24 protein-coding genes and 6 tRNA genes are annotated in these 24,482 nt (G+C 39.6%); 26 read left to right on the forward strand and 4 right to left on the reverse strand.

Features of this window, described 5'->3' with window-relative positions; genetic code table 11:
- Window positions 1–59: 59 nt before the first annotated feature.
- From ABD010_RS09575 to ABD010_RS09595, 5 genes are all read left to right on the forward strand, one after another.
- Window positions 60–473, forward strand: a complete 414-nt coding sequence (locus ABD010_RS09575) for a c-type cytochrome (RefSeq protein WP_343812414.1) — start codon at window positions 60–62, stop codon at window positions 471–473.
- Between the two features lie 99 nt (window positions 474–572).
- Window positions 573–1,313 carry a tRNA (adenine(22)-N(1))-methyltransferase gene (locus ABD010_RS09580; RefSeq protein ID WP_343812415.1) on the forward strand — a complete coding sequence of 247 codons (741 nt, stop codon included), beginning with the start codon at window positions 573–575 and terminating at the stop codon, window positions 1,311–1,313.
- Window positions 1,276–2,394 (forward strand): Nif3-like dinuclear metal center hexameric protein, encoded by a 1,119-nt coding sequence (locus ABD010_RS09585; protein ID WP_343812416.1) that lies wholly within the window; start codon window positions 1,276–1,278, stop codon window positions 2,392–2,394. The genes ABD010_RS09580 and ABD010_RS09585 overlap by 38 nt, the downstream gene beginning before the upstream one ends.
- A 45-nt stretch (window positions 2,395–2,439) precedes the next feature.
- Window positions 2,440–3,756 carry a DEAD/DEAH box helicase gene (locus ABD010_RS09590; protein WP_343812417.1) on the forward strand — a complete coding sequence of 439 codons (1,317 nt, stop codon included), beginning with the start codon at window positions 2,440–2,442 and terminating at the stop codon, window positions 3,754–3,756.
- 15 nt (window positions 3,757–3,771) lie between these two features.
- Complete coding sequence (locus tag ABD010_RS09595; protein ID WP_343812419.1) at window positions 3,772–4,665, forward strand: deoxyribonuclease IV; 894 nt, start codon at window positions 3,772–3,774, stop codon at window positions 4,663–4,665.
- 165 nt (window positions 4,666–4,830) lie between these two features.
- Here ABD010_RS09595 and ABD010_RS09600 read toward each other — a convergent pair whose 3' ends face one another.
- Window positions 4,831–5,112 carry a DUF2624 domain-containing protein gene (locus ABD010_RS09600; protein ID WP_343812421.1) on the reverse strand — a complete coding sequence of 94 codons (282 nt, stop codon included), beginning with the start codon at window positions 5,110–5,112 and terminating at the stop codon, window positions 4,831–4,833.
- Between the two features lie 155 nt (window positions 5,113–5,267).
- Between ABD010_RS09600 and ABD010_RS09605 the strand changes: the two genes are divergently transcribed.
- Window positions 5,268–5,663, forward strand: coding sequence for a hypothetical protein (locus ABD010_RS09605; protein ID WP_343812423.1), 396 nt, complete (start codon window positions 5,268–5,270; stop codon window positions 5,661–5,663).
- Window positions 5,664–5,727: 64 nt separating this feature from the next.
- Here ABD010_RS09605 and ABD010_RS09610 read toward each other — a convergent pair whose 3' ends face one another.
- On the reverse strand, window positions 5,728–6,054 hold the full coding sequence (locus ABD010_RS09610) for a hypothetical protein (RefSeq protein ID WP_343812425.1): 327 nt from the start codon (window positions 6,052–6,054) through the stop codon (window positions 5,728–5,730).
- A 77-nt stretch (window positions 6,055–6,131) separates the two neighbouring features.
- On the opposite strand from ABD010_RS09610, the gene ABD010_RS09615 reads away from it, so the two are divergent.
- The 16 genes from ABD010_RS09615 to ABD010_RS09690 all read left to right on the forward strand — a co-directional run bounded on the left by ABD010_RS09615 (window position 6,132) and on the right by ABD010_RS09690 (window position 19,602).
- Entirely contained in the window at window positions 6,132–6,788 is a 657-nt protein-coding gene (locus tag ABD010_RS09615) for an NfeD family protein (protein WP_343812427.1), read from the forward strand.
- A gap of 198 nt (window positions 6,789–6,986) precedes the next feature.
- On the forward strand, window positions 6,987–8,615 hold the full coding sequence (locus ABD010_RS09620; RefSeq protein ID WP_343812429.1) for a Na/Pi cotransporter family protein: 1,629 nt from the start codon (window positions 6,987–6,989) through the stop codon (window positions 8,613–8,615).
- Window positions 8,616–9,354: 739 nt separating this feature from the next.
- Window positions 9,355–9,429: transfer RNA gene (locus ABD010_RS09625), tRNA-Asn, on the forward strand.
- Between the two features lie 3 nt (window positions 9,430–9,432).
- A tRNA-Met gene (locus ABD010_RS09630) sits at window positions 9,433–9,509 on the forward strand.
- 18 nt (window positions 9,510–9,527) lie between these two features.
- Window positions 9,528–9,603 (forward strand) — tRNA-His (locus ABD010_RS09635).
- A 13-nt stretch (window positions 9,604–9,616) separates the two neighbouring features.
- Window positions 9,617–9,693: transfer RNA gene (locus ABD010_RS09640), tRNA-Ile, on the forward strand.
- 10 nt (window positions 9,694–9,703) lie between these two features.
- Window positions 9,704–9,796, forward strand: a tRNA-Ser gene (locus ABD010_RS09645).
- 190 nt (window positions 9,797–9,986) lie between these two features.
- Window positions 9,987–10,059: transfer RNA gene (locus tag ABD010_RS09650), tRNA-Phe, on the forward strand.
- A gap of 182 nt (window positions 10,060–10,241) precedes the next feature.
- Complete coding sequence (gene sodA, locus ABD010_RS09655) at window positions 10,242–10,853, forward strand: superoxide dismutase SodA (RefSeq protein WP_343812431.1); 612 nt, start codon at window positions 10,242–10,244, stop codon at window positions 10,851–10,853.
- Window positions 10,854–10,973: 120 nt separating this feature from the next.
- Entirely contained in the window at window positions 10,974–12,245 is a 1,272-nt protein-coding gene (locus tag ABD010_RS09660) for an MFS transporter (RefSeq protein ID WP_343812433.1), read from the forward strand.
- Window positions 12,246–12,316: 71 nt separating this feature from the next.
- A complete protein-coding gene (locus ABD010_RS09665; RefSeq protein ID WP_343812434.1) occupies window positions 12,317–14,383 on the forward strand; it encodes a peptidoglycan D,D-transpeptidase FtsI family protein in 2,067 nt (688 codons plus the stop codon).
- A 262-nt stretch (window positions 14,384–14,645) separates the two neighbouring features.
- Window positions 14,646–15,611 carry a PstS family phosphate ABC transporter substrate-binding protein gene (locus ABD010_RS09670; RefSeq protein WP_343812436.1) on the forward strand — a complete coding sequence of 322 codons (966 nt, stop codon included), beginning with the start codon at window positions 14,646–14,648 and terminating at the stop codon, window positions 15,609–15,611.
- A gap of 117 nt (window positions 15,612–15,728) precedes the next feature.
- On the forward strand, window positions 15,729–16,655 hold the full coding sequence (gene pstC / locus ABD010_RS09675) for a phosphate ABC transporter permease subunit PstC (RefSeq protein WP_343812438.1): 927 nt from the start codon (window positions 15,729–15,731) through the stop codon (window positions 16,653–16,655).
- 1 nt (window position 16,656) lies between these two features.
- A complete protein-coding gene (pstA, locus tag ABD010_RS09680; RefSeq protein WP_343812440.1) occupies window positions 16,657–17,535 on the forward strand; it encodes a phosphate ABC transporter permease PstA in 879 nt (292 codons plus the stop codon).
- Between the two features lie 56 nt (window positions 17,536–17,591).
- Window positions 17,592–18,368, forward strand: coding sequence for a phosphate ABC transporter ATP-binding protein PstB (gene pstB / locus ABD010_RS09685; RefSeq protein ID WP_343812624.1), 777 nt, complete (start codon window positions 17,592–17,594; stop codon window positions 18,366–18,368).
- Between the two features lie 280 nt (window positions 18,369–18,648).
- On the forward strand, window positions 18,649–19,602 hold the full coding sequence (locus tag ABD010_RS09690; protein WP_343812442.1) for a calcium/sodium antiporter: 954 nt from the start codon (window positions 18,649–18,651) through the stop codon (window positions 19,600–19,602).
- Between the two features lie 59 nt (window positions 19,603–19,661).
- On the opposite strand, the gene ABD010_RS09695 is transcribed toward ABD010_RS09690, so the two are convergent.
- Both ABD010_RS09695 and ABD010_RS09700 read right to left on the reverse strand, forming a co-directional pair.
- Window positions 19,662–20,231 carry a hypothetical protein gene (locus ABD010_RS09695; protein WP_343812444.1) on the reverse strand — a complete coding sequence of 190 codons (570 nt, stop codon included), beginning with the start codon at window positions 20,229–20,231 and terminating at the stop codon, window positions 19,662–19,664.
- Window positions 20,232–20,244: 13 nt separating this feature from the next.
- Entirely contained in the window at window positions 20,245–20,460 is a 216-nt protein-coding gene (locus ABD010_RS09700; protein WP_343812446.1) for a hypothetical protein, read from the reverse strand.
- A gap of 175 nt (window positions 20,461–20,635) precedes the next feature.
- Between ABD010_RS09700 and rpmG the strand changes: the two genes are divergently transcribed.
- The 4 genes from rpmG (at window position 20,636) to ABD010_RS09720 (ending at window position 24,403) form a co-directional block, all read left to right on the forward strand.
- The gene (rpmG, locus tag ABD010_RS09705) at window positions 20,636–20,785 is read left to right on the forward strand and encodes a 50S ribosomal protein L33 (RefSeq protein WP_021291115.1); all 150 of its coding nucleotides are present in this window, start codon (window positions 20,636–20,638) and stop codon (window positions 20,783–20,785) included.
- A 122-nt stretch (window positions 20,786–20,907) separates the two neighbouring features.
- The gene (locus ABD010_RS09710; RefSeq protein WP_343812450.1) at window positions 20,908–21,453 is read left to right on the forward strand and encodes a 5-formyltetrahydrofolate cyclo-ligase; all 546 of its coding nucleotides are present in this window, start codon (window positions 20,908–20,910) and stop codon (window positions 21,451–21,453) included.
- Window positions 21,454–21,476: 23 nt separating this feature from the next.
- A complete protein-coding gene (locus ABD010_RS09715; protein ID WP_343812452.1) occupies window positions 21,477–22,490 on the forward strand; it encodes a ThiF family adenylyltransferase in 1,014 nt (337 codons plus the stop codon).
- Between the two features lie 356 nt (window positions 22,491–22,846).
- Complete coding sequence (locus ABD010_RS09720; protein ID WP_343812454.1) at window positions 22,847–24,403, forward strand: rhomboid family intramembrane serine protease; 1,557 nt, start codon at window positions 22,847–22,849, stop codon at window positions 24,401–24,403.
- Window positions 24,404–24,482: the final 79 nt, after the last annotated feature.

Consider the following 24,482-nt stretch of genomic DNA (forward strand, 5'->3'; position numbering starts at 1 on the left):
AAAGTAAAATAGATATAGCTTTAAAAATAGAATAAGGGATTACATAAGGAGGAAGCAGAATGAAAAACAACCCGGTCATCCCGTATGCCATCATTGCTGTTGTAGGTATATTTTTAGTAATTATTATCTCAGTTGTTGGTATCGACCAGCGTCAGGCAATTGAGGATGAGCATGAGAATGGCGGTGAAAAGCAGGAGCAGTCATCGGGCGAATCCCAGTCTGGAGATTCTAAGGGTGGTGAAACAACCTCAACCGATCCTGCCAAAATTTTTGAAAGTACTTGTGCAAGCTGTCATGGTGCAGATCTTTCCGGTGGAGTTGGACCGAATCTTCAAAAGGTTGGATCCAAGTACTCCAAGAAAGAAATTAGGGACATAATCAAAAACGGATTCCCTGATGCTGGAATGCCTCCTGGGTTATTACAGGGCAAGGAAGCAGATGCAGTTGCAAAATGGCTCTCCCAGAAAAAATAACCTGGACTATTTTATAGAAGATAAGAAATTGCTAAAAAGAGTGAGCTTACTGGTATCATGCAGCAAGCTTGCTCTTTTATGCTATTGAAGGAGAATGGCATGTCAAGTTTAGTAAAGCTTTCAAAACGTTTGAAATTGGTAGCATCGTATATTGAGGAAGGAGTTGTCTTCGCAGATATCGGATCCGATCATGCATATTTGCCTTGTTATGTCTGCCAGCGGGGTACGGAGGTGTTCGCTATAGCCGGTGAAGTAAGTCAGGGACCGTATAATAGTGCAGCAGCTTCTGTAAATCATCATAACTTATCTTCACAAATAGAAGTTCGTCTTGGTGATGGCTTGGAAGTATTGAATGAAAATGAGGTGGATCAACTTGTGATTGCCGGAATGGGTGGTACATTAATCACGTCCATTCTAAAAAATGGTAGGGAGAAACTTGGTCGGACTAATCGTATCATTACCCAGCCCAATGTTGATGAACGCAGTGTTCGGAAATGGTTTTGGATGAACAACTATCACATCACACATGAATCGATTATGGAAGAAAACGGACATATCTATGAGGTAATTGTTGCGGACAAGGGTCGGGACACCGAACATGTGACGGATGAAAACTTGGAGAAGCGGCTATTATTTGGTCCGCTTTTCCTGAAAACGAAACCCACACTCTTTCGCCAAAAATGGGAAAGACAAAAAGAAAAGCGGCTGCGGGTAATTTCGCAATTAAAAAAGGCAAAGGTTCAGGATCAGATAAAATTGGAGAAAATCGGCACTGAAATTAAGTGGATTGAGGAGGTTTTGCATGACGAAGCAAGAAATAAAGAGCAGCGAAATATTTGATGTCATGGAAACATGGGCACCGGGATTTTTAGCTTATAATTGGGATAATGTTGGGCTGCAGACTGGTTCGTATCATAAACAAGTGGAAAAGGTAATGATTACGCTGGATGTTCTGGAATCTGTCGTTGATGAAGCGATTGACCAAGAAGTTGATTTAATTATTGCCCATCATCCGCTATTATTTAAATCATTGAAAAAGCTGGATATGGATGATACAAAGGGGCGTATTCTGCAAAAGCTTATCCAGCATGATATTTCCGTATATGCCGCACATACGAATCTGGATGCGGCAGAAGGCGGTGTGAATGATATGTTATGTGATTCACTCGGCATAGAGGACAGACAAACTCTGCTTCCCGAGTATACAGAAAAGCTCGTAAAAGTGACGGTTTACGTGCCGAACACACATGCCGATGAAGTCAGGAACGCTATCAGTGAAAGCGGCGCAGGGCATATTGGTAATTATAGTCATTGTACATTTCAAACGTCAGGACAGGGCACCTTTATGCCGCTGGAAGGGACAAATCCTTACATCGGTACAGCAAATGAACTGGAATTTGTTGATGAGGTAAAAATTGAATCAATCGTTCCCCAGCCGAAGCTTGCTCCTGTTCTTAACGCCATCACAACATCTCATCCATACGAGGAGCCTGCCTACGATATTTATCCAATGGAGAATAAAGGTATAACACTTGGTGTTGGCAGAATTGGTAAGCTAAAGACAGACGTGAGTTTAAAATCATTTGGTGAGCATGTGAAAAAGATGCTTGACATAAAAAATCTCCGGATTACAGGTGATCTGTCAAAGAAAATCAAGTCGGTAGCCATTTTAGCCGGAAGCGGAGAAAAATATTGGGAGAATGCACTGGAAATGGGTGCCGATGTATATATTACCGGTGACATGACATTTCATGCGGCACAGGATGCATGGCAGGCAGGGTTGTCTGTCATTGATCCAGGGCATTACGCAGAAAAAATCATGAAACATGCAACAAAGGAATTTTTGGAACGGACGTATCATGATACAGAACTGGAAATTATCGTTTCTAAGGTGAATACAGACCCATTCCAGTTCATTTAATAATCTTTTTAAAAGAATCACTATTGCCAAGAAGGAGCACAAACCATGGAGAATGAATTTAAAAGGTTCCAGTTTAATACGGCTATTGAAAAGTCGATACAGCAGCTCGGATTCAGGAAGCCGACTGAAATTCAGCAAAAGATTATCCCTGATATACTGAATGGGTCAAGTGTTATTGGTCAGTCACATACCGGATCCGGTAAGACCCATGCTTATTTGCTGCCGTTATTTGACAAGATTGATGAAAACAGACGGGAAGTACAGTCTGTTATTACTGCACCTACCAGGGAACTAGCCATGCAAATACACGAGGAAGTAAAAAAGTTAATCCGATTCGCGGATAAGGAAAATAACTGGAAAGTAAAATTATTAGTTGGCGGTACAGACAAAAAGCGGATGACTGAAAAACTGTCACAAAAGCCTCCACACATTATTATTGGAACTCCCGGCCGGATTTTGGATATGGTTAAAAATGACGCTATTTCGATATATAAGGCTGATTCATTTGTAATTGATGAGGCTGATTTGATGCTTGATTTAGGATTTATTAATGATGTCGATCAGCTGCTTGTGCGGGCACATACGGATATTCAGCTTCTTGTATTTTCAGCTACCATTCCACAACGTTTGGAGTATTTTTTCAGAAAATATCTTGAAAACCCATTACATGTTAAAATTGATGATAAACCTGTCCCGGAAAAGATGGAACATAGATTGATTGCCGTAAAGCATCGTAATGCAGCGGATATTATCATGGAGATTTCAAAAGCAATTCATCCATATTTGGCGATTATTTTCACCAATGGGAAAGACCTTGCTGATGACCTGTCATCCCTTCTTCAGCAAAGAGGACTAGACGTTGGGCTGATCCACGGCGGATTGAAGCCAAGGGAACGGAAGAGGGTATTAAAAGATATACAAAACCTTCGTTATCAATACATCGTTGCAACTGATCTTGCATCAAGGGGTATTGATATTAAAGGTGTGAGCCATGTTATCAATGCACAGTTGCCGAAAGAAGAAGAATTTTATATCCATCGTACAGGGAGGACAGCACGTGCGGGATTGGAAGGAACTGCAATCAGTTTGTACAATGAACAGGATGAAAAACTGATCAGCAAGCTGGATCAAAAGGGTCTTAAATTCATTTATTGCGATGTAAAAAAAGGGCATTGGCAGGATGCTAAATCCTGGAATGAACGCAGCAAACGTTCAAAAACTTCCAACAATCTGGACCAGCAGGCATGGCAACAGGTTCGACGTAAGAAGAAGGTAAAGCCTGGATATAAGAAAAAGATGAAAAAAGAGCAGGAACGAATAAAGAATCGTATTGCTAAAAAAACAAAACCAAAAAGAAAATAATGGGAGTGGAGAATATTGTTAAAAATTGGATCACACGTATCAATGAGTGGAAAGAAAATGCTTCTTGGTTCAAGTGAGGAAGCTGCATCGTATGGTTCGAATGCGTTTATGATTTATACTGGTGCACCACAAAACACCAGGAGAAAGCCTGTCGAAGAGCTTAATATTGAAGCTGGCAGGGAACACATGCAGGAAAATGGGATTGTAGATCTGGTTGTGCATGCGCCTTATATTATTAACATCGGGAATACCGTCAAAAAAGAAACATTTGAACTTGGCGTTTCTTTCCTGCGTAATGAAATCGACCGAACAGCAGCTATCGGTGCAAAACAAATTGTGCTTCACCCAGGCGCACATGTTGGTGCTGGTGCTGATAAAGGGATTGAAAAAATTATTGAAGGGTTAAATGAAGTGCTTGAAAAAGACAAAGACGTGCAAATTGCCCTGGAAACCATGGCTGGTAAGGGTACAGAAATTGGCAGGTCCTTTGATGAATTAGCGAAAATTTTTGATGGTGTCAAACATAATGATAAGTTATCGGTCTGTTTGGATACATGCCATATTCACGATGCAGGCTATAATGTAGTTGATGATTTTGATGGCGTATTAAATGAATTCGATAAAATTATCGGACTTGATCGACTGAAGGTTGTCCATGTGAACGACAGTAAAAATGTGCAGGGAGCACATAAGGATAGGCACGAAAATATCGGCTTCGGTCATATTGGTTTTGATGCATTGCATTATGTCATCACGCACCCACAATTGAGTGAACTGCCTAAGATTTTGGAAACACCGTATGTTGGGGAAGATAAAAAGAATAAAAAGCCGCCATATAAATTCGAAATTGAAATGATTAAAAACGGTAAATTTATTCCTGATTTAAAAGATCAGATTGTAAATCAATAAGCCACTGACTGGGACATATTAAAAGAAAAATCCTGTAATAATTTGGAAATAGGAAATAGTGCATTGGCCGCCCCGAAAATATTCACTGCTGCCTGCATAAACTCGGCATCGGCTAAAAACTTTCGCTGTGTTTTTTTACTGCGGGCGGCTCAGAATTTTGATTGGTTAAAACAAATACTCCAATCCATGTTCCTGGATCATTTTTTCGAATAATCGCTGTGCTTTTTGAGCAGTACGTTGATCTGTTATTTGTGTCAGGTCTTTATACAGTTGCTTCTGTCCAGTTTTACTGAATGGATCAACGGTGTTTTGTTTCAAATACGTTTCAATCTGTTTTGCCTGATTCAAACTTATGCTGAAACCATATTGGTTGCTGTAGTGAAGCAGCTCATCTGCCGATAATTGCTTTAGCTTATTCATAACCAGTTCTTTTATGAAATTTGTCATATTCGGTCTCCTTTACGTTTATTGCTTAAACAGTATATGCACATACCCATAAAATGTTTATGAATCAGCTTCATACCATTAACTTACATTATTATTTTTTGGGTTTCTCCATAAACTAAGCTTGCACCTCAAAAAAGGAAGCGAGGTTTTAGTGTATGGATGAGTCCCGTGAAGAGCGGATTAACGATGCAAGAGATCCGCAAAGAAACCGACTCGATGACCAGGATATTGCAGCAACAAATATGAATGGACAAGGGATAAATACCGAAGATCCACAAAGTACAAGGGATGAAGAATTTGCTGCAGAAATGACGGCCGATGATGTAACAAATGATGTTGATCATGATGAAGATGTAATCAGCGCATACGGCTGGATAGGAGCCGCATTATCTGTCATTTCATTCTTTGTAATGCCGATTATCTTGGGTGCTGCAGGGATTATTTTAGGTTTCATTTCGAGAAGCAAAGGTGCTGATACACTGGGTAATATTGCTATTATTGCCGGTGCAGCATCAATTATCATCACATTATTTGTGCTCCCATTTGTATAGAGAAAGGAGGCTGATTAGAAATCATAATCAGCCTCTTTTCTTTTGTAAAAAAACTTCATGTTTTCTAATAAAGTGGGAAATAGTAATATTTACCAGCTTTAATTTTCAATGGTTTGGCGTCAGGGTTTAACCTTTTGAAATCATCCAGAATTTGATCAATATCGATGGTTTGTACGGATTCCTGGTTAAGTTGTTCAACAATGGATAAAACTGTCTCACCTTCCTGTACTTTTATATGGGCTGCTTGTGAATGTGTAGATGTTGTAGAAGTAACCTGATTTCTGGCTGAATGGCTTGAATCATCCATTGTTCCGACCGTTAAATCTTTATACGTACTCATAATGAACAATAATGCTAATATAAATAAACCAAATTTTATGAGTGGATTCATGATTACTTGCCCCTTTTTTGAAACATTTTGCAGTGTATTTGCGTATTAATACTGACAGGAAAAGGAGGTTCACTCACATGGATGTATTCTCATTGGATTGGATTGGCTTTGTGGTTACCGGGCTTGGCACACTTTTTTTAATCGGTGAGATATTGGTGAATATGCGTGGGTTCTTTGGTTTGATGGGTATAGCCTTTATCACCGTTTATTTTGCTGCATATCTGGAAACAAGCTCCTTTATCATCATGCTTATTGTGTATTTTATCGGATTATTACTTATTATTATTGACGGAAAGCTGGTTAATGATGGGACGTTGGCAACGTTAGGGATGGCATGTATGCTGATTGCCGTAGCTGTTACAGCCCCAAATCTTAATGCTGGTCTTTATGCAGTCATCGGTGTTTTGGTTGGCGGAGCTTCCTCGTTTTTCTTTTTGAAGGTTTTCAAGCGACGGAATATGTGGACAAAAATAACTTTGATGGATAAATTGACTTCTGAAAAAGGTTATAACAGTATGAATAATGAGTATGCCAGGTTATTGTATCAGGAAGGCGAAACGTTAAATAACTTGCGTCCGGTCGGAACCATACAGGTAAATAATAAATATTACAGTGCCATTTCCAATGGACAATGGATTCCTGAAAAATCGAAAATAAAGGTTGTTCAGGTTGACGGAACCCGGATTCTGGTTGAAAAAGTGAATACAAGAACAGAAGAGAAAAATACTCAATGACGTTATGTTTTTTGAGTATTTTTTTCTGTTTCTGCATCAAAAGTAAAATGTTCGGGTAGTTAATAATGATAGAAGTGTCGAGAAATGTAAATTTATTGTTAAGTTTTTATTCTTATCCTTTACAAATAGTCTGTATTTCTTTAATAATGGTGAAGGTATGCTTATGCTATTACTTCTTGAAAAGGGACTGATTAACTTTTGGATATCGATGTACAACAGCTGATTTTTGAATTTGTTGGTGGACTGGGGATATTTTTACTTGGTATTAAGTTTATGGGAGAAGGGCTGCAAAAGTCTGCGGGGGATCGCCTCCGTGATATTCTTGACAAATTTACAAGCAATCCTTTTTTAGGTGTGCTTGCAGGTATGGTTGTAACCATATTAATTCAAAGCAGTTCTGGTACAACAGTATTGACAGTAGGTTTGGTAAATGCCGGTTTTATGACGCTCAGACAAGCTATTGGTGTTATTATGGGTGCCAACATCGGTACAACGGTTACCGCATTTATTATAGGTATTGATTTGGAGGCATATGCACTGCCGATTGTAGCTGTCGGTGCCTTTCTGATCTTTTTCTTTAAAAGTCAAAAAGTCAGTAATATTGGACAGGCTATCTTTGGCTTCGGGGCATTATTCCTCGGTTTGAAATTTATGGGAGATGCAATGGCACCACTGGAAGGACTTGAATCGTTCCATGACTTAACGGTTAGTATGAGTGATAACCCAATTTTAGGTGTTGTCATCGGCACAATCTTTACAGTTGTAGTTCAAAGTTCCAGTGCAACGATAGGTATTTTGCAGGGGCTGTTTGCAGAAGGAGCAATCGACCTCCGAGCAGCATTGCCGGTATTATTTGGCGATAACATTGGGACAACTGTTACGGCTATACTGGCTTCAATTGGTACAAGCATAGCGGCAAAACGGGCAGCATTTGTGCATGTTATTTTTAACTTGGTTGGTACAACTGTATTTCTTATCTTATTAGGTGCATTTACAAATTATGTGATATTTTTGCAATCCAGTTTAAATTTGAACCCGGAAATGACGCTTGCTTTTGCACACGGAAGCTTTAACCTTGCAAATACAATTATTCAATTTCCATTTATCGCAGTGTTGGCATGGATTGTTACGAAAATGATTCCTGGTGAGGATACCATAATCGAGTACAAACCGAAGCATTTGGATCCAATTTTTATTCAACAGTCATCTGCTCTGGCATTGGATCAATCCAAGGCGGAAGTAATTCGTATGGGTGAATATGCATCCAAGGGGCTTGAAGAGACCAATCTGTATCTCACTACAAATTCACAAAAGCATTCCGAGATGGCTATGCAAGTAGAGGGAGCATTGAATAACCTGGATCAGAAAATAACCGAATATCTTGTGAATATTTCCGGTGAATCGATGTCTGAACTGGAAAGTGCCCGCCATACTGCATTAATGAACTCGGTGCGCGATATTGAACGAATTGGTGATCATTTTGAAAACATCATTGAACTGATCGATTATAAGATTTCAAACAAAGTAACGTTAACAGAACAAGCTCAGGACGATCTGAACAATATGTTTGATTTAACGATTATGACGGTAAAACAAGCGGTTAAAGCACTTGATTCGGATGACCGTGAAGAAGCGCTTGCTGTGATTCAAAAAGAGGATCAGATTGATAAAATGGAGCGCACCTACCGCAAAAAACATATCATTCGCATGAACGAAGGATTATGTAATGGATCTGCAGGAATTGTCTTCGTGGATATTATCAGTAACCTTGAACGGATCGGTGACCACGCAGTCAATATTGCAGAAGAAGTATTGGGTGAGGAATAATTCTGTAAAGTATGTAAAATGAAATGGTGAGGCTGGGACAAAAGTGTTTCATCAACTGAAAAAACGAATTAAATGGTAAGCTCTGCCGCTCTGGAAATATACTTCGCTTTCACTTTCGAGCATAAGTGCGACAACAGCTTTAGAAAACTTGGTTGTCACCAAGCCTTTAGGTGACAGCCATAGTTGCACTTATGCAGTAAGAAAGTTTTATACTTTCTTATCTGCCAAGAAAATCACTTTCGCTGTGTCTTCTTTACCGCGGGCGGCTGTTGAGCCCTCCTCGTGCTTGGTGCTCGTCGTGTTGCAAGCATATTCGGAGAAGCAGCACTCCTCGGAACTGGTAGGGGATTCGGTAGAAGTAGTGCTCGTCGCACTGCGGGGTCGCATCTAGGCCTTTCCTCCCGCAGGAGTCTGCGTATATTTCCCCGCTAGTCTCTAGATTTTTTCGTCTTTAGAGTTACACTTTTTAATTTGTCCCAGCCTCCCTTCATGTTCGCAGTTAAGTATAAAACCCATTTTTACTGCATTCGTGCAACTATGGCCGTCACCAAAATTGTGTTGAAAATATTATTGAAAACCTGACATAAACATGCTATAGTATATGGTGTTGCTTAATAAAGGGGATAAGCGCCCGGAAACAAAAAAGTGTAAAAGTTATTGACAGAATCTGTCGTACATGGTAAATTATATTTCGTTGCTGATAAAAATCCTTTATATCAACGTACATATTTTTGACTATTCCACAGTAGCTCAGCGGTAGAGCGATCGGCTGTTAACCGATTAGTCGCAGGTTCGATTCCTGCCTGTGGAGCCATATGGCGGTGTAGCTCAGCTGGCGAGAGCGTACGGTTCATACCCGTGAGGTCGGGGGTTCGATCCCCTCCGCCGCTACCATTTAATTACATATAAACGGCGGTCGTGGCGAAGCGGTTAACGCACCGGATTGTGGCTCCGGCATACGTGGGTTCGATCCCCACCGGTCGCCCCATAAAAAAATAGTTGGACCCTTAGCTCAGCTGGTTAGAGCTATCGGCTCATAACCGATCGGTCGCAGGTTCGAATCCTGCAGGGTCCACCATTTTTAGCTCGGAGGTATACCCAAGTCTGGCTGAAGGGATCGGTCTTGAAAACCGACAGGCGGGTCAAACCGCGCGGGGGTTCGAATCCCTCTACCTCCTCCATACATATTATGTCCCAGAAAAAGTAACATACGGCTTTGTAGCTCAGTCGGTAGAGCAAGCCGTCCGTTTTAATGATTAAGTTTCTGGGAGAAGGCCTGCGAGAAGTGCTGCGTCACTGAAATAACCTGCAACACGACGAGCCGCACAAGCTCAGGAGATTTAAATACGATTAAAACTACCAATATCATACGGCTCTGTAGCTCAGTCGGTAGAGCAAGGGACTGAAAATCCCTGTGTCGGCGGTTCGATTCCGTCCGGAGCCATCATTAAAACAGGCATAAAGCCTGTTTTTTAATTCCCTGAAAAAGGATGTTTTTTTGAACGTATTTGCGGGAAGAGACTTGTATGCAAATAATTTGCAAGTGCATTCAAGCTCTGATAGGCTTGCTTTAAAAGGTTGAATTTTCAATCCTTTAAAAACATATTTTTGTGGGAGGAATTAATAATGGCAAAATTTGAATTACCAGAGCTACCTTACGCATACGATGCTTTAGAACCAACAATCGATAAAGAAACAATGAACATCCACCACACAAAGCATCATAACACTTATGTTACAAAACTGAATGCCGCAGTGGAAGGAAATGCGGACCTTCAGAATAAATCAGTTGAAGATCTAGTAAGCAGCATTGATTCCGTACCGGAAAATATTCGCACTGCTGTCCGCAATAATGGCGGCGGACATGCTAATCACAGCTTATTCTGGAAAGTAATGTCACCAAACGGCGGCGGCGAGCCAACAGGTGAGCTTGCTGATAAAATAAATGGTAAATTCGGCAGCTTCGACAAATTCAAGGAAGAGTTTGAAACTGCTGCAAAAGGCCGTTTTGGTTCAGGCTGGGCTTGGCTTGTAGTTAATAATGGTGATTTGGAAGTCATGAGTACACCAAATCAGGATACACCTTTGATGGAAGGTAAAACACCTTTGCTTGGCCTTGACGTTTGGGAGCACGCTTATTATTTAAAATATCAAAACAAGCGTCCTGATTATGTTTCGGCATTCTGGAACGTTGTAAACTGGGACGAAGTTGCAAAAAATTATGACGCTGCAAAGTAATAATTATTAAAAGCCAAAGACACGGATAGTTCATATCCGTGTCTTTTTAATGCTCAAATATCCGTGCATATCTACGTGCATTTTGCTCAAACTAATAGCAGTTAAAGGGGAGCAATTGATATGCACAAGAGTATCCAGAATATAGCTGGCAAAGTCGATATAGACAAGGATTTAATATTCCTGCTGGTAATAGGCGGACTATACGCCTTAGGCATATTTCTGTCCAACACGTTTGTTAACATATATTTATGGAAACAGTCAGGTGATTATGTAACCATTGCAATGTACAATTTGGGAATATATCTGTTGCAGCCAATTACGTTTATTTTTGCAGGGAAAATTGCGAAAAAGGTTGACAGGGTGATTGTCCTGAGAGTGGGGGTAACCGTATTATCCCTGTTTTTTTTAAGTGTACTTATTATTGCAGAGGATGCATCCGTCTATAATTTTCTGCTGGGAAGCCTTCTGGGGATCGGTTATGGATTTTATTGGCTGGCATTTAATGTACTGACATTTGAAATAACCGAACCGGAGTCGAGAGATTTTTTTAACGGGTTTTTAGGGATACTTCAATCATTCGGTGGCATGATTGGTCCGTTGCTGGCAGGTACCATTATTTTAAAAATGCCTGCTACCATGGGATACACGACGATTTTTACGATTTCATTCGTTTTGTTTATTAGTGCTGTAATCTGCAGTTTTTTTCTGAAACGCAGACAGGCAGAAGGATCATTTCATTTTAGACGTGTACTGATTGAAAAGCGGAATAATAAAAACTGGGGCAAGATTTTAAATGCCCACGTTTTCCAGGGACTGCGCGAAGGGATCTTTTTATTCGTCATTGCGATTTGGGTGTATTTAACTACGAAGAGTGAATTCGCCCTTGGTATGTTTAATTTGTTTTTATCTGGTCTGTCACTCGTATTTTATTTTGTTGTGACGAAATGGATTAAACCGTCCATGCGAAAAAAATCAATTTTATTCGGTGCTATCCTGCTGTACGTGTCCATTTTCATTATATTGTTCGACATTTCTTATTATAAGCTTATGATTTATGCTGCGATAATTGGTATTGCCTACCCGATTATTAATGTTCCGTATGTATCTATGACGTATGATGTAATCGGAAAGGCTTGGAAAGCAAAGGATTTTCGAATCGAATATATTGTGGTCAGAGAATTGTTTGTCAATATTGGACGGGTTGTGGCGATATTGTCCTTCCTGATTGCTATTTATGTGTTTCCTGCTGAAAAGATTATCCCATTTTTATTAATCATCTTTGGCGCCGGCCATTTGTTTATTTACTTTTTTGTAAAGGATATATTTTTGGGAAGTCCGCATAAAAAAGATTTCATGATTAAGGAACAATTAACGGATGAAAAGGATCGATAATCCTCTTAGAATTTCCAGTATTTTAATGCTATAATAAGAATACTTGGAAGTATAGATTTAGGGGGAGTCCAATGGTTCAACGAAAGACGAAAAAGAAAAAGGCACAGCTTCCTTTTCGTTTAAATATATTGTTTTTTATCGTTTTTCTGCTGTTCTCAGTCTTGGTTTTGCAGCTTGGAGTTGTGCAAATTTTGAACGGGGAAGAATTTCAGGAAGAAATTGATAAGACGGTAAAAGAAAATACGGAAATACCTGTACCGCGGGGAAGAATGTACGATCGGAATCACAATTTAATCGTTGGTAATAAACCGCTTTATTCCATAACCTACACCCCGGCTAAAGGTGTTACAGCGGAGAAACGGCTGAAAGTAGCTGAGAAACTGTCACGTTTTATTTCCATGCCAAAAGAAGATGGCGAGTATGGGGTTACGGAACGGAATAAAAAAGAGTATTGGTATCTTAATCATACAGAGGAAGCAAAAAATCTTCTTTCCGATAAAGAAGTTGAAAAAATGGATACAAGTAAGGAATATAACACCATTCTGAAACGCATTAAAAAGGATAAAATTGATGGCTTTACCGATAAACAACTTGAGGTAATGGCAATTAAAAAAGAAATGGATCAGGCAATGACGTTGACACCACATGTTATTAAGAACGAAAATGTAACGCCCGAGGAATTTGCCAAGGTGTCGGAACATCTGGATATGCTTGATGGAATAAATGCCACAACTGATTGGGACCGCGTCAAACCATATGGTAAAACGTTCAGCAATTTTATTGGGTCCATTACATCCCAATCACAAGGTATTCTTGCCGAGAAGGAAAATTACTATTTGTCCCGCGGATATAAACGAAATGACCGGGTCGGTAAAAGTGGTCTCGAAGAACAGTATGAAAGTCTGTTGCGTGGCCGGAAAGAAAAAATTCAGTATACAACCAACAATGACGGAAAAGTAATTGATTCCGAAGTAGTTGTGGAAGGACAGCGGGGTAAGGATCTGGTTCTGACAGTTAATATGAAGCTGCAGAAAAAAGTTAATAAAATTCTGCGTGAAGAATTAAAAGCGGGGATTCAGAAATACCCATACAAGAACCGTTATATGAATGATGCGTTAGCTGTCGTTATGAATCCGCAGACAGGAGAACTCCTTGCAGTGGCGGGACAGCACTATAACCGGGAGACGAATGAATTTGAAAAAGCCGGATTGAAAGCATTGTATGCAGCCCATGAACCAGGCTCTGCAATAAAAGGTGCTACTGTACTTTCCGGCTATGAATCGGGAGTTATTGATATTGGAACCACGTTTTATGATGCACCAATTAAAATTGCCGGAACACCGGAGAAAAGTTCGTATTCGCAACTGGGATTGATTAACGATGTAAACGCGTTGAAACGTTCTTCCAACGTTTATATGTTTTATATTGCAATGCGAATGGGAGGGGATTTTAATTACGAGCGGAATGAAAGCTTGAATTTTGATCCATCTGCTTTTCAGGAAATACGGAATTATTTCAGTCAATTTGGACTTGGTGTTTCAACCGGGGTCGATTTTCCATATGAATCGGTTGGATATGAAGGACCTAATCCGAAAGCGGGTAATTTGCTTGACTTTGCGATTGGACAGTATGATACATATACTACACTGCAGCTTGCTCAGTATGTATCAACGATTGCAAATGACGGCTATCGTGTCCAACCTCATTTTTTGAAGTCAGTTCGGACTCCGGTGCCCCACGAGGAAGATTTAGGGCCGGTATATAAAAGTGTTAATACACAAGTATTGAATAAAATTACCATGGAAGATAAATATCTGAATCGGGTACAGGAGGGTTTTCGCAGGGTTTATCAAGAAGTCCATGGAACAGCATATTCCCATTTTGCAGATAAACCATACAATCCAGCAGGCAAAACAGGTACCGCTGAAAATGATATTTACGAAGATGGTAAAAAGATAATGGAAGCCGAAAATCACACGCTTGTCGGATATGCACCATACAATAAGCCTGAAGTGGCTTTTGCCGTTGTTGTCCCCCAAGCTGGTGTTGTACTAAATCAACATCCAACCAGTAAGAATATTGGAGAGCGTATTCTTGATTCTTACTTTGAATTGAAGAAAGAGAATAAATCCGAATAGCATTTTTGCTTTCTTACCTGCTTTAAAAAGTCTGGACCATTATTCATGGTTACAGGCTTTTTTTGTTATGTTTTGGTTGACCTTATAAGAAAATTCAATAAGACGTGGCGAATGCCTGCGATTTTCTAAAGTTATTCAATAACTTTACATATTCTTTACAAGTAATTAATAAGGAGTTAACACTCGTTCGTTATGATGAAGTTGCAGGAAAGGAAAAAGCCATATCTTTTCTGACAATTAACCATAACAGGGGGCTTAGAAATTGAAGAAAAGACTTTTTTTCGTCACGTTGACAGCTTTACTGACAACACTGGTTTTGGCTGCATGCGGAAATGCAGAAGGGAGTGGAAGTAATGATGGCAACAAAGGATCATCTGAAAATGCCTCAACAGAAATCAAGGTTGATGGATCATCTACCGTATTCCCGATTATAGAAGCAGTAGCAGAAGAGTATCAAAAGGCAAATCCGGATGCAAAAGTAAATATCGGAGTTTCCGGTACAGGTGGCGGGTTTGAAAAGTTTATCGCTGGTGAAACACATGTCTCCAATGCTTCCAGGCCAATTGAACAAGAAGAAAAGAAATTACTGAAGGAAAACGGAATTGACTATACAGAATTTGAAATTGCACTTGATGGACTCTCCATTGTGGTAAATAAACAAAATGATTGGGTGGATCAGCTGACTGTTGAGCAATTAAAAAAAATGTGGTCTGAAAACGGCGGGGTAGAAACATGGTCAGATTTAAATAAAGCATGGCCTGATCAAAAAATTACATTTTTTAGTCCAGGAGCAGATTCCGGGACATTTGACTATTTCAGTGAAGTGGTTCTGGCAGATGCACAATTCCGGAAAGATGCCACGTTGTCGGAGGATGACAATGTTCTTGTACAGGGAGTGACAGGCTCTAAACACGGAATTGGCTATTTTGGTTACGCATATTACGCTGAAAACAAAGACAATTTAAAGGCGGTTCCCATAGTAAACGGTGAAGGAAAACCGATAATGCCCAGTAAAGAAACAATTCAGTCCGGTGAATACAATCCATTTTCCAGACCACTGTTCATCTATGTAAAGAACGATGCCCTGAACAATGAAACGGTATATGACTTTATGAAATATACATTCGAAAATGCTGGTAAAATGGCGGAGGCTGTAGGATATGTTGCCAAGCCTGAGAGTGCATATGAAGATGCTTTAAATAAAATTAAAGATCTGGCAGGCAAATAAATCAGAATAAATCTTTCCTGAAGCAGGTTAGGGTCTAAAGAGGTGAATTCTCTATTCACCTCACTTTCCTGCTTTATTATTGAATTAATTGATGATCTTGCGGAGGAGTATCTAAATATGTCTGTTGACGTTAAAAAAATGATAAATGAAAAAAAATCAAACCGCTTATTGCTCAGGTTTAATGAAAAAGCAGCCCCAGCAGTTTTCATTATTTGTGCAATAATTTCTGTACTGACCACACTCGGAATTGTTATTACGTTATCAGTTGAAACACTCACTTTTTTCAGTCGGGTGTCATTTATTGATTTTTTAACCGGAACTGAGTGGTGGCCATTTGGTGAAAATCCGAGTTATGGAATTCTCCCACTTATTTCCGGGACCTTATTAATTACTGGTATTGCAATGATTGTGTCGATTCCGACCGGTATTGCGTCAGCAATTTATTTAAGTGAATTCGCCTCTGATAACATACGCAAAGTGGTGAAGCCAATTTTAGAAGTATTGGCAGGAATACCAACGATTGTTTACGGTTTTTTCGCTTTGACCTTCGTAACTCCTGTTTTACAGCAGTTCATATCAAGTCTGCCGATTTTCAATGCACTTAGTCCTGGAATTGTTGTAGGAATCATGATCATTCCAATGATTGCTTCCTTATCTGAGGATGCGATGAATTCAGTTCCTAATGCAATGCGGGAAGGTGCACTGGCAATGGGTGCGACAAAATTGGAAGTTGCTATGAAGATTGTTGTTCCTGCTGCACTGTCAGGAATTATTTCATCATTTGTATTGGGGATTTCTCGGGCAATTGGAGAGACAATGATTGTTTCAGTCGCTGCCGGATCAACCCCAAAACTGACAATGAACGTAACTGATTCAATTCAAACAATGACCGGATATATCGTTCAGGTTAGTTTGGGTGATGCATCTTACGGGTCAACAACGTATTACAGCATATACGCTGTGGGGATGACGCTGTTTGTCTTCACATTATGCATGAACTTGTTATCACAATATATTTCTCGTCGCTTCAAGGAGGATTACTAGTATGAATTTGGTTGATAAACAGGTGATTCAACGCAGGATGCCAAGAAGGCTTGTAACAAACCATTTTTTAAAGCAGCTATTTTTTCTTGCCGTTGCAGTGGGAATAACGATCCTGGCAATTTTGTTATATCGTATCATCACACAAGGGATCAGTTACTTGGATTGGGGGTTCATAACCAGTTTTGCTTCCAGATTTCCGGAAAAAGCTGGCATCAAAGCAGCAATTGTCGGATCATTCTGGTTAATGACTATTACAGCACCTGTTTCATTGGTGATTGGAGTTGGAACGGCCATTTACCTTGAAGAATACGCCACCAGGAACAAATTCACCCATTTTATTAAGGTGAATATATCGAATCTTGCCGGGGTGCCATCCATTGTCTATGGACTATTGGGGTTGGCCATTTTTGTTCGTCTGCTGGAAATGGGTAGAAGTATTTTGGCCGGTGGACTGACGATGAGTCTGTTGATTCTGCCGATTATTGTAGTGGCTGCGCAGGAAGCTATTCGTGCTGTACCTGTCGACCAAAAAGAAGCATCGTATGCAATGGGGGCTACAAAATGGCAAACGGTTCGGCGTATTGTCCTTCCTGCTGCAATGCCTGGGATTTTAACGGGAGGTATATTGGGACTTTCCCGTGCAATTGGTGAGACCGCACCACTGCTGATGATAGGGGCATTATCGTTTATTGCGTATTTACCGGAAAATATCTGGTCCGGTTTTACGGTGCTTCCGATTCAAATATTTAACTGGACAGGGAGGCCGCAAGACGGATTTCATCTTATTGCAGCAGCCGGTATCATCGTACTCTTGTTCATGTTGCTTTTCATGAATTCGATCGCCGTAATTATACGAAATAAATTTTCCAAACGAATCTAGGAGGAGATATCATGCAAAGTTTAGCACTTGAAAAAAATACACCTGGTTTGGGTGAAATGAATTATGATATTGAGCCGGAAAAATCCATTTATGCGGTTGACGATTTTAGCCTTTGGTATGGAGACAAACAGGCTTTGCATACGATTAATCTGGACATTCCAGTTAATAGGGTGACCGCAATCATTGGTCCCTCTGGATGCGGCAAGTCAACCTTTATTAAAGCACTTAACCGCATGGTGGAATTAGTGCCATCTGTCAAAATGAGCGGGAAGATTATGTATAAAGATGAAAATATACTAACTGCAAAATATAAAGTGGAAGATTTGCGCACGAAGGTTGGTATGGTATTTCAGAATCCAAATCCATTTCCAAAATCTGTATATGAAAATATCGTATTTGGTCTGAAGATTCATGGGATTAAAAAAAGGCAGATACTTGATGAAATTGTTGAAAAAAGTTTAAAGGGTGCAGCACTCTGGGATGAAGTAAAGGACCGGTTGAACGAGAATGCCCTCGGGTTATCCGGCGGGCAGCAGCAAAGACTCTGTATTGCGAGATGTCTGGCAATTGAACCGGATGTGATTTTGATGGATGAACCGACATCAGCATTGGACCCTGTTTCTACATCAAAAGTGGAAGAACTGGTTGATACGCTGAAACAGAACTACAGTATTGTAATTGTTACGCATAACATGCAGCAGGCAGCGAGGATTTCTGATAAAACTGCTTTTTTTCTGAATGGCGAAGTGATTGAATATGACAATACAGATAAATTATTCTCCTACCCGGTGGATAAGCGTACTGAAGATTATATTACCGGACGCTTCGGATAATAAAGGAGGTGTGATATTTTCCACGGGCTGCCATTTGAAGCAGCCTTTTCCTATATTTGGGCATATTTGATCAAATGTGCAGAAGAATAATATGTTGTATATGAATACATGAACAATTGAAGTACACTAATATAAAGTAAAGGGATAAATGATATGATACTAGTTACAGGCGTCACAGGAAACATTGGTAAAGTGGTCGATTATCATTTTCTAAATAAAGGCAGCGCGGGATAATCCTGAACAGTGAGCAAATACGCGAATGAGAAGGGAAGAACAACGAATGGCTTACATTTTATTAATTATTGGATTTGCATTGTTGATAAAAGGAGCTGATCTTTTTGTTAACGGATCCTCCAATATTGCAAAACTTCTCCGGGTTCCAACTATTTTAATTGGGTTAACCATTGTGGCTTTTGGAACAAGTTCACCGGAAGCGACTGTCAGTATTATTGCAGCACTGGAAGGAAGCGGCAATGTTTCGCTGGGTAACGTAGTTGGAAGCAACATTTTTAATATTACCCTCGTTGTGGGGGCTGCTGCTTTTTTATATCCTTTGAAGGTTGAAAGTGAGACCATTAAGAAGGAAATACCATTTACATTACTAGCGAGTACAGTATTGCTTATTCTTATGAGTGACATTGCATTGCAGGGGTTCAGCAGCAATCTGCTTACACGCAGTGACGGATTCATCTTCTTATTGTTTTTAACCATCTTTATGTACTATGTGATTGAGATTGGCTTAAAAAGCCGGAAAGATACAGCGGACGAACCAGTACCTGAAGATCTCTCCTGGGGGAAAAATATATTTATTACCTTATTAGGGCTTGCAGCAATAATATTTGGAGGGAATTTGGTAGTAGATAATGGTACAGAAATTGCTTACTCACTTGGTATGAGTGAAACCTTAGTGGGGTTAACGATTATTGCAATAGGAACATCCCTTCCAGAACTGGTAACATCTATTTCTGCAGCATTGAAAAAGGAAAGTGAAATCGCACTGGGAAACATTGTGGGGAGCAATATTTTCAACATCTTATTTGTCCTTGGATCCTCGGCCGCAATATCCCCAATAGCGGTGGATGATAAAGTTTTTATTGATGTCATACTCATGATTCTACTAACTGTTGTATTATTGGTTTTTTCAAGGACCAGCTTCAAGGTTGGAAAGCGTGAAGGATTGGTGCTTGCTGCCGCCTACATTATTTATCTCGTTTATATTATATTACGCAATTAATGAAAAAGGGTTTCATCCTTTTGCTGTTAAAAAAAGAGCGGAAGCATTTGCTTTCGCTCTTAATTCGTCAGTTTTTCCGCTATCTCATAATGACTCATATCACTGTTGAACTTAAATTTACCCAATTGAACTTTTTTTGTATAGTCATGGTTTTCCATGTAGCGGGTAAATTTATCTGCATTATTAATAATATCATTTTCAGCCAGTTTATTGCTGATGACTGATGGAGCCATTCCGGATTTTATCTTTAGCGTATACGAAACAGTGTCTTTTTTGTCGGAACCCTCTTTGGAAGAGTCCTCCGATTTGTTGTCACTGTCAGACTTATCATTGTTACTGTTATCATCATTTTTTTTATTTTGCTTATCGGTGTCTTTATTTTTCTGTGTTGATTTATTCTGTTCTTTTTCCTTGGTTTTGTTTTCACTGTTGTCTGAGTTGACCGAAACCGAAATGTATTCCGATTCATTGAGCACATGATATCCTTCATCTTCAATACTGGCAATCATTTCATCAGTTGATAATTTCTGTGAAGCATCTCGCTTATCAGCGGTAAAATAAAAGGTTGCCAGTATGATAACCCCTGCCACCAACAGACCCAAAGCAAATGAACGGATTGTTTGTTTCATATTATCCTCATCCTTATCCTTTATGTACACTGTCGTTCGACGAGTGATCCGACAGCAATTCCTCTTCCAAATTTTTCACTTTCTTTTTCAGCTGATGGGTGTCCTGCATTGTGGTAATGGAAAGTTGTTCCACCTGGCTTTCGACATCATCAAATCTGTCGCTCATAAATAGCGATAAAATCAGTAATACAACAGCGATTGTAATGACCGATGCTATTGCATAAATCATAGTTTTCCCTCCATTCCTCTCTAATAGTTATAACATACAATTAACGAAAGGAAAATCATCAAAATTTAACATTTATGTTCTTGAACATTTGCCGTACTTCTGCTATTATAGTTAAGTCTGAGTAGAATTTACAGCAGTAGAAAAGCAGGACTTTACAGTTTGGAGGGAAATTATTATGCGCGTAAACATTACATTAGCATGTACAGAAACAGGCGATCGCAATTACATCACTACTAAAAATAAGCGTACAAATCCGGAACGCATTGAGCTTATGAAATATAGCCCGCGTCTTAAAAAACACACATTGCACCGCGAAACAAAATAATGGTATTTTTTGTATAGAACTCCTGTCCTTAAATAGTGACGGGAGTTTTGTTGTAATGCAGGCGTTTGTGCTTTTATGGCCTTTTAATATATGCTATTAATGGTAATAGGGGGGGGATTGCTGTGGATAAGAAAGAAATGCGAAAGCAAGCTATTAAACGGTTGAAAGATATTCCGGACACTGAAAGAAAGCTTATTGAGGAAAAGCTTTTGGATAATTTGTTACATTACCATGGCTGGAAAGAAGCTCGTTCAATTGGTGTAACGGTTTCGAATGGGTTTGAATGGACAACAAGACCGATAATTGAAAAAGCTTGGGAGGAAGGGAAAGCTGTTTGCGTTCCAAAGTGTCTTCCAAAATTGCGCAAGATGGATTTTTATCAGATACATACGTATGATCAGCTGGAAATTGTCTACTATAATTTGCTTGAGCCAAAGCCGAATAATTGTAAGAAAGTGAACAAGCAGGAGATTGATCTACTGATCACTCCTGGGTTATTGTTCGACCAAAAAGGTTATCGTGTTGGATTCGGCGGTGGTTATTATGATCGGTTTTTGGCTGATTTCCCTAATCGGACTGTTTCACTCGCCTCAGAGGAGCAAGTGGTTAACGAGCTGCCTGTTGAATCGTATGATGTTCCGGTAGATGCGATTATTACAAATACGTAACTAAATTGTTAGGGGGATTTGCAATGGATTTCACTCGCTATTCCAGGCAGATGTTATTTTCTCCTATAAAGGAGAAGGGGCAGCAAAATCTGGCTGACAGTTCAGTTCTGGTAGTTGGTGCCGGGGCATTGGGAACGGTAATATGCAACCATCTTGTCAGAGCGGGGGTTGGCAAAATCCGTTTAATCGACCGCGATTATGTGGAACTGAGTAATTTGCAGCGGCAAATGCTCTTTGATGAAGATGACGTCAGCCAAGCACTGCCAAAAGCAGTTGCCGCCAAGCGTAAACTGGAAAAAATGAATCGTGATGTCACGGTGGAAGCTATTGTGGGCAATGTTACAAAAGAAAATATGGAGTCGCACATCCAGGGAATGGATGTGGTCATGGATGGTACTGATAATTTTGCAACACGATTTTTGTTAAACGATGCCTGTGTTAAACACAGTATTCCATTTTCATATGGTGGGGTTGTAAGTTCCAGAGGCATGACTGCATTGTTCATTCCGGATGAAACACCTTGTCTGCGCTGTCTCATAAAAGAAGGGGGAGAAAGCGGTCAAACCTGTGATACGATCGGAGTCATTGCTCCAGCAGTTGATCTTGTTTCATCTTTACAGTGTACGGAAGTAATGAAATACCTGACGGGAAACAAACAACACTTACGGAACACACTGAAGACAATTGATATATGGTATAACCATCAGTATGATATGAAGTTTCCAGAGTTGGATCCAGCGTGCCCCGCATGTGGAACACATGAATTCCCGTCATTAACCAAGTCGGCAAAGGAACTGGAAACCATTTTATGCGGACGTGATACGGTGCAGATTCATCAACAGGAAGCAATGAATTTGGATGAGTGGGAAGATCGGCTGTCAAGTGTTTCCGACACAACAAGAACGCCATTTTTATTAAAGGCAGTATTTCAAAATGAGTTGAAGCTTGTCATTTTTCCTGATGGCCGTGTTCTTGTTCAGGGAACAGAGGATGCAACGGTGGCAAGAATAATGTATGACCGCTATATCGGATCCTAATGTATAAAAAAGATGCAGTGGAAAAAACTAAAAACACCAATTACAATAAAGAAAAGGGTGTTAGGATGAGAGTATTTATAATTCTCGCCTCCGCGTTGACCGTTGTATCTGTGATTTTTAAATGGCGATACAGAATCGTGAACACGTTGCTTGCGATAAGTTTTTTAAGGAAGATTGCCATAATGATTACCATGAATATGCCGGAAATCCGAAATAAGGTGGTTCCGAATCTGTTTGGCCGCCCTTCCTGAATATCATTTATGACGAAGAAGCTGTGTATTCACAGCTTCTTCGTATTTTTATAAGCAAAAATGCCGTTGTTTTGATATGATGGTTCAAGGGAGGAGAGAAATCTAATGTACCTTTACGAACAGTATTCTATGTATAAACTGGCATATTCGTTAGTTGAAAACGATAATTTTGATATTATACATATAAATGAAAATGACGAAGAAATATGGCTTGAAAAATACGAAAAAAAGAAATCACTTGTTATCCGGCTTGTGCATAACAGTTTCCAATGGAGCAATCATTTAAAACGTGATATAGCAGCCGTGTTTCAAAAAACGAAAGCCCTGAAAAGATTTCTTCAAGGTAAAAAAGTTGAGATACATAATGTATATATTGCCGGGGATACACCCGTAGATGACTGGCAATTATTAAAAAAACCAATGCAGTTGAATGAGAAAAATCCTATGCAAATGCATGTGTACTATTTAACTGACGATACGCGAATTACGGAAAAGAAAAGACTCAGGGAAGCAATCGGCAGTTCAGGACCTGCAGCTGATAATGAACATTTGGATATTGAGGAACAAGTCAATTACTATAAATCCCGTTTGGATGGGCGGTATCAAAAAAGAAAACAGGAGGATAAAGACGTATTTTCGAGGGGAAAACCTTTTTTTACGTATTTTCTGCTGGTAATTAATGTATTAATATTTATGATGCTGGAACTTAATGGCGGGAGTAAAAACATAGAAACGCTGATTGAATACGGTGCCAAATATAACCTGGCCATTATGGAGGATAATGAATGGTGGCGTATCCTAACATCGATGTTTCTTCATATTGGCCCTGTTCATTTATTTATGAACATGCTTGCCGTTTATTTTTTAGGTGTTGCCGTTGAGCGGATTTTTGGATCATGGCGGTTCCTATTCATATACTTTTTATCCGGGATTGGTGGCGGATTAGCCAGTTTTGCTTTAACAACACATGTTTCAGCAGGGGCATCCGGAGCTTTGTTTGGACTTTTTGGTGCGTTACTCTTCTTTGGATTAATTCATAAGCGGATATTCAACCAGACAATGGGTAAAAATTTAATGATAATTATCGCAATTAACATCATTCTCGGAATTACTGTTCCAACGATTGATATGGGTGCTCATATAGGCGGGCTTGTAACAGGGTTTGTCGCTTCAGCCATTGTACATCTTCCGACGAAAAGAAGTCTGCGCGTTCAACTCCCTGCCTTTATTTTGTATGCTGTGATTATTTTCTTTTTGATCACCTTTGGAATCAGAAATAACTTGCAAAATCCTTCATATCAGTTGATGAAAACGGAACAACTTGCAAAAAGTAATCAATTTGAAAAAATGGTAGAGACAGCTACAGAAGGTTTGGAATACGAAAGTGATATCAAAGATAAACTGCTGTTTCAACGTTCATATGCGTACTTGCAGTTAAATAAAGCACAACTTGCAAAGGAAGATTTGAAGCAGGCTGTAAGCTTAAATGAAGACTATATGAGGGCACATTACAATTTGGCGATCATTTATTATCACAATAATAATTTATCAAAAGCGAAAGAACACATTACCAAAGCTTATAAGTTGAAGCAGGATAATCCAGATAAAGAATTGAATGTAAAAGATTTGTATAAAGAAATAACAGGAACAAATGTAGAATGATATGGAAGCTGGGACAAATCGAAAAGATGCATATTCATGGTTTTACGGGTTTCCTTTTCATTAAACACTGTTGTCCCAG

This window comes from Virgibacillus siamensis (assembly GCF_039522605.1).
GTDB lineage: Bacteria > Bacillota > Bacilli > Bacillales > Amphibacillaceae > Lentibacillus > Lentibacillus siamensis.